Below are 5,653 nucleotides of genomic sequence, written 5' to 3' on the forward strand. Positions count from 1 at the left end.
ACGCCCCCACCGGTCCTCCCCCGGGCGGGGCCGCCCCCCCGCGGCCGCGGCGGCGGTTTTGCTCTAACGCTGGAGGCTCTTCGCGCCCGTCGCGGCGCAGGGAGGCAACCGTCGGCGCGGACCGGCCTGTGGGAGTGAGCGTGCGTATCCTGGCCATCGACACAGCGCTGGACACCTGCGCCGCCTGCGTCATGGCGGAGGAGTCCGAGGCGCCCCTCGCCGCCGAGTCGCTGCCCATGGCGCGCGGCCACGCGGAATCTCTGCTGCCGCTGATCGAGCGGGTGATCGCCCGGGTCGAGGGCGGATTTGAGGCGATCGACCGGGTCGCCGTGACGGTCGGGCCCGGCAGCTACACCGGGCTACGGGTCGGCCTGTCGGCGGCCCGCGCCATCGGCCTCTCGACCGGCAAGCCCGTCGTCGGCGTCGGCACCCTCTCGGCGCTCCTCGCGCCGCTCCTGGCCGACACCGTCGCGGGCACGATCGCCGCGGTGATCGACGCCCGCCACGGCGCCGTCTACGTGCAGGCCCTCGGGCCGGGCGACGGCCTCGCGCCCGCGCACCTCGCCGTCGAGGCGGCGGCCGAGCAGCTGGGCGACGGCCCGGTGGTGCTGACCGGCTCCGGCGCGCCGATGCTGGCCGCCGCGCTCGCCGCGCGCGGCGTCGCGGCGCGCGTCGCCCATGTCGGCGGTCCCGATATCGCGGCGGTGGCCTCCCTCGGCCTCGTCGCCGACCCGGCGCAGGCCCTGGCGCGGCCCCTCTACCTGCGGGGGCCGGATGCCCGGCCGCAGGACCACGCGCGGATCGCACGGCGATGACGCGCCCGCTGCCCTTCTGGCCCTTCGACTGGTGGTTCGCGTGGTGGGACGCGCTGACCCCGGAGCCCTACGTCGCGCCGCTCCGCGACGCCGCGCAGGCCCCCGCCCTCGCCCGCCTCCACGCGACCGCCTTCGCGCGACCCTGGGACGCGCACGAGTTCGAGCGGATGCTCTGCGAGCGCTCGACCCACGCGCACGCCCTCTGGCGCGCGGGCGTGCTCCAGGGCTTCGTGCTCTCGCGCCGGGCCGCCGACGAGGCCGAGATCCTGACGGTCGTGCTGTCCCCAGCTCTGCGCGGCGGCGGCCACAGCCGCAAGCTGCTGCGCGAGCACCTGGCGAGCCTCGCCCTCGACGGCGTCGCCCGGGTGCATCTGGAGGTCGACGAGGGCAATGCCCCCGCCCTGCGGCTCTACGCCCGGCACGGGTTCCGGCAGGTCGGTTCGCGCACCGGCTACTATCTCAAGGCCGACGGCAGCCGGGCGACCGCGCTGACGATGAGCGCCGACCTGTGACGCCGTGAGCCGCCTCGGCATCGCCTGGCGCGTCGCGGCCCTCGCCCTCGCCTTCGCGGTGCTGGGACCGCCTCACTGGATCGCCCTGCGGCTCCTCGGCCGCCGCGCGACCCTGGCGCCGATCCTGTTCCACCGCGTCTTCCTGTGGCTGTTTGGGGTGCGGGTCACGCAGAGCGGGACGCCCCCGGCCCCCGGCGAGGCGGCGCTGGTGCTCGCCAACCACGTCTCGTGGCTCGACATCATCGCGGTGGGCTCGCTCCGGCCGCTCTCCTTCGTGGCGAAGTCCGAGATCGCCGGCTGGCCGCTGATCGGCGTCCTCGCGGGGCTCCAGCGGACGATCTACATCGACCGGCAGCGCCGCGGCGCGACCGCGAGCGTCAGCACCGCCATGGGCCACCGCCTGGCCGAGGGGGAGCTGGTCGTCCTGTTCGCGGAGGGAACCACCGGCGACGGGACCCGGCTCCTGCCGTTCCGCTCCTCCCTCGTCGGCGCCGCCCGCGCGGCGCTGCAGGCCGAGGCCGGGCGCGGACGGGTGCGCCTCCAGCCGCTCGCCATCGCCTATCCGCGGCGCAACGGCCTGCCGGTCACGCGCGCCGAGCGCGCGGAGATCGCGTGGTACGGCGACATGGAGCTGGCGCCGCACCTCGCGACCTTCGTGCAGGGCGGCCCCATCGACGTGCACGTGGTCTGGGGCGCGCCGATCCCCTTCGAGGCGACCACCGACCGGAAGGTCGCCACCGCGGCCGCCGAGGCCGAGGTGCGCGCGGCCCTGCGGGGCGCCGGCACCGGCGCCGGAACCGCCCCGGCGCCCGACGCGCGGCCGGCCGCCCCGGGGATCGGTCTTCAGGGGCCGGAGATCGCGCCGGTCTGAACCCTCGGCGCCGCGCCGGACGCTGCTTCCGCCTCGGGATCTTGAGCCGGCGCGCCCGCGACCCCGGCACCGAGGACGGCGCGCGCGGCCCGCTTCTCCACGCCTAAGCTCTTGGACTCGAACGGAATCCTGTCTCAGCTCCAGATTTTACGCCTGATCTGGACGGGTCTGATCCTCTCGAGACCACGCCGACGCTGTTCGACCGGGCGGATTCCCCTATCCGCGCGAGAGTAAGCCGGTGGAATCACCGTCAGAATACATCATTCAACGCATTGAGCGGCCGGAACACGTCTGCTAGCTAGGCCGCAATCCGGAACAGACGGAAATTATTGGAGGACGCCCGGTGCAAACCTGGAACCAGGTTTACGACCCGTTCGGGAGCCCGTGGCTCTCGACGCTCGCCGCTTCAGTGCCGGTGATCGCACTGCTCGCCATGATCGCCAGCGGGCGCGTGAAGGCCCATATCGCGGCCGTCATCGCCCTCGGCCTTGCCATGCTGGTGGCCATCGTCGGCTTCGGCATGCCGACCGATCTCGCCACCCGCGCGGCCATCCTCGGGATGGTCACGGGCTTCTTCCCGATCGGCTGGATCATCCTCAACGTCATCTTCCTCTACCGGCTCACGGTGGAGAAGGGCTGGTTCGCGATCCTGCAGCAGTCCGTGGCCGGCATCACGGCCGACCGGCGGTTGCAGCTGCTCCTGGTGGCCTTCGCGTTCGGCGCCTTCTTCGAGGGCGCGGGCGGCTTCGGCACGCCGGTGGCCGTCACGGGCGCGATCCTGATCGGGCTGGGCTTCTCGCCGCTCGCCGCCTCCGGCCTGTCGCTGATCGCCAACACCGCGCCGGTGGCCTTCGGGGCGCTCGGCGCGCCGATCCAGGGCCTCGCCTCGGTGACCGGCTACCCGCCCGAGATCCTCGGCGCCATGATCGGCCGGCAGCTGCCGCTGTTCTCGCTGATCGTGCCGTTCTGGCTGATCTGGGTGTTCGCGGGCTTCCGCGGGATGATCCGGGTGTGGCCGCCGATCCTGGTCTGCGGCGCCTCCTTCGCGGTCGCGCAGTTCCTGATCTCGAACTACGTCAACCCGTGGATCGTCGATATCGGCGCCTCGCTCGCCTCGATGCTCGCGCTGGTGCTGTTCCTGAAGGTCTGGCAGCCCAAGGAGATCTGGTCGTCGCCGGCCCTGCGCGGCCACGATCCGTCGCTCGCCGTCGCCGGTCCGCGGCCCGTGGCGCTCGGCGCCGGCGTGCCCGGCACGCCCCCGGTCCATACCGGCGCCCGCACCGCCTCGCAGGGCGAGATCCTGATGGCCTGGGTGCCGTGGATCATCCTGTCGATCGTCGTGGCCATCTGGGGGACCGGCTGGTTCAAGGGCATCGTCAACCCGCTCTTCACCTGGAAATACGAGGTGCCGGGCCTGCACAACGTGATCATGAAGGTGCCGCCGGTGGTGGCCAAGCCGGTGCCGGAGGGCGCGGTCTTCCTGTTCACCTATATGTCGTACACCGGCACCGGCGTGCTGATCGCGGCGATCATCTCCGGCCTGATCATGCGGTTCTCGCCGCTGCGCCTCGTCACCGCCTACTTCGAGACCATCTGGGCCCTGCGCTACTCGCTCATCACCATCGCGGCGATGCTCGCGCTCGGCGTCCTCACCCGCTACGCGGGCGTCGACGCCACGCTCGGGCTGGCCTTCGCGGGCACCGGCATCCTCTACCCGTTCTTCGGGACGCTGCTCGGCTGGCTCGGCGTGGCGCTCACGGGTTCGGACACGGCCTCGAACGTGCTGTTCGGCGGCCTCCAGAGGATCACCTCCGAGCAGCTCGGCCTCTCGGGCGTGCTGATGGCGGCGGCGAACTCGTCGGGCGGCGTGATGGGCAAGATGGTCGACGCCCAGTCGATCGTCGTCGCCTCCACGGCCACCGGCTATTTCGGCCAGGAAGGCAAGATCCTGCGCTTCGTGTTCTGGCACTCGATCGCGCTGGCCTGCCTCGTCGGGCTTCTCGTGATGCTCCAGGCCTACGTGCCGTTCTTCCAGCAGATGGTCATCGACCTGCCGGCGGCGGCGCCGGCCGCCCACTGAGGCCGGTTCGACCGGCCAGCGTCTGACCGGCCGCCCGCGGGCGGCCGGTCGCGTTTCGGGCGCCGCGACGGCCCCCGCGATCCGTGCTACAGGCCGCGTGCCGGGCCCCGCGGGGCGGGTGCAAGGATCATCGGACGGTTCGGGACGGCGCGCGTTGAAGAAGGCTTTCGTCAAATCCTACGGTTGCCAGATGAACGCCTACGACGCGGCCCGCATGGCCGACGTCCTCGGCGCCGAGGGCTACACGGCGACCGACACGGTCGAGGACGCGGACGTCGTCGTCCTCAACACCTGCCACATCCGCGAGAAGGCCGCCGAGAAGGTCTATTCCGAACTCGGCCGCCTGCGCGTGCTCAAGGGTGAGCGGAAGGCGCAGGGCCTCGACACGCGCATCGTGGTCGCGGGCTGCGTCGCCCAGGCCGAGGGCGCCGAGATCCAGGCGCGCCAGCCCGCCGTCGACGTGGTCGTCGGCCCGCAGAGCTATCACCGGCTGCCGGACCTGCTGGCGCGCTCCCGCGAGCGCCGCGTCGTCGACACCGAGTTCCCGGTCGAGGACAAGTTCGACCACCTGCCCCGCCGGCGGACCCTCGGGACGTCGGCCTTCCTCACCGTGCAGGAGGGCTGCGACAAGTTCTGCGCCTTCTGCGTGGTCCCCTACACGCGGGGCGCGGAGGTCTCGCGTTCCGTGGCGGCGGTGCTCGCCGAGGCCGAGAAGCTCGCCGACGGGGGCGTCCGCGAGGTCACGCTGATCGGCCAGAACGTCAACGCCTATCACGGCGACGGCCCCGACGGCGCGCCCACGGGCCTCGCCGAGCTGGTGCGCGCGGTGGCGAAGATCCCCGGCATCGCGCGGATCCGCTACACGACGAGCCACCCGAACGATTTCGACGACGCCCTGATCCGGGCGCACGCCGAGGTTCCGGCCCTGATGCCCTACCTGCACCTGCCGGTGCAGTCGGGCTCCGACCGGATCCTCGCCGCGATGAACCGCAAGCACACCGGCGACCAGTACCGCCGGCTGATGGACCGGATCCGCGCGGCGCGGCCCGACATCGCCCTGTCGTCCGACTTCATCGTCGGCTTCCCCGGCGAGACCGACGCGGACTTCGCCGAGACCCTGCGGCTCGTGCGCGACGTCGGCTTCGAGAGCGCGTTCTCGTTCAAGTACAGCCCGCGCCCCGCCCCGCCGCCCGCCGACCGCACCGATCAGGTGCCGGAGGCCGTGATGGCGGCCCGGCTCGCCGAGCTGCAGGCGCTCCTCGACGGCCAGCGCCACGCCTATCAGCGGGCGGCCGTCGGCCGGGTCTTCGACGTTCTGGTTGAGAAGCCCGGGCGGCATCCCGGTCAGGTCGCGGGCAAGACGCCGCACCTGCTG

At 72.8% G+C, this 5,653-nt stretch carries 5 protein-coding genes; all 5 read left to right on the forward strand.

The features are described from left to right. Nucleotides 1–140 precede the first annotated feature (140 nt). Nucleotides 141–815 carry a tRNA (adenosine(37)-N6)-threonylcarbamoyltransferase complex dimerization subunit type 1 TsaB gene (tsaB, locus tag ACLBYE_RS29175; protein WP_026604975.1) on the forward strand — a complete coding sequence of 225 codons (675 nt, stop codon included), beginning with the start codon at nucleotides 141–143 and terminating at the stop codon, nucleotides 813–815. Beyond that, nucleotides 812–1,327, forward strand: a complete 516-nt coding sequence (locus tag ACLBYE_RS29180) for a GNAT family N-acetyltransferase (RefSeq protein WP_012317649.1) — start codon at nucleotides 812–814, stop codon at nucleotides 1,325–1,327. Before tsaB ends, ACLBYE_RS29180 begins: the two co-directional genes overlap by 4 nt. 4 nt (nucleotides 1,328–1,331) lie before the next feature. After that, complete coding sequence (locus tag ACLBYE_RS29185) at nucleotides 1,332–2,198, forward strand: lysophospholipid acyltransferase family protein (RefSeq protein ID WP_447696832.1); 867 nt, start codon at nucleotides 1,332–1,334, stop codon at nucleotides 2,196–2,198. A 343-nt stretch (nucleotides 2,199–2,541) separates the two neighbouring features. Then, nucleotides 2,542–4,278 (forward strand): L-lactate permease, encoded by a 1,737-nt coding sequence (locus tag ACLBYE_RS29190; RefSeq protein WP_447696833.1) that lies wholly within the window; start codon nucleotides 2,542–2,544, stop codon nucleotides 4,276–4,278. A 154-nt stretch (nucleotides 4,279–4,432) separates the two neighbouring features. Further along, a partial coding sequence (gene miaB, locus ACLBYE_RS29195; RefSeq protein ID WP_447696834.1) for a tRNA (N6-isopentenyl adenosine(37)-C2)-methylthiotransferase MiaB occupies nucleotides 4,433–5,653 on the forward strand: 1,221 nt, incomplete at its 3' end.

Source organism: Methylobacterium sp. A52T (assembly GCF_053346095.1).

What these genes read in the sequence shown, in the direction of transcription:
- ACLBYE_RS29180 (WP_012317649.1), top strand. Translation starts at nt 812, where the DNA reads ATGACGCGCCCGCTGCCCTTCTGGCCCTTCGACTGGTGGTTCGCGTGG.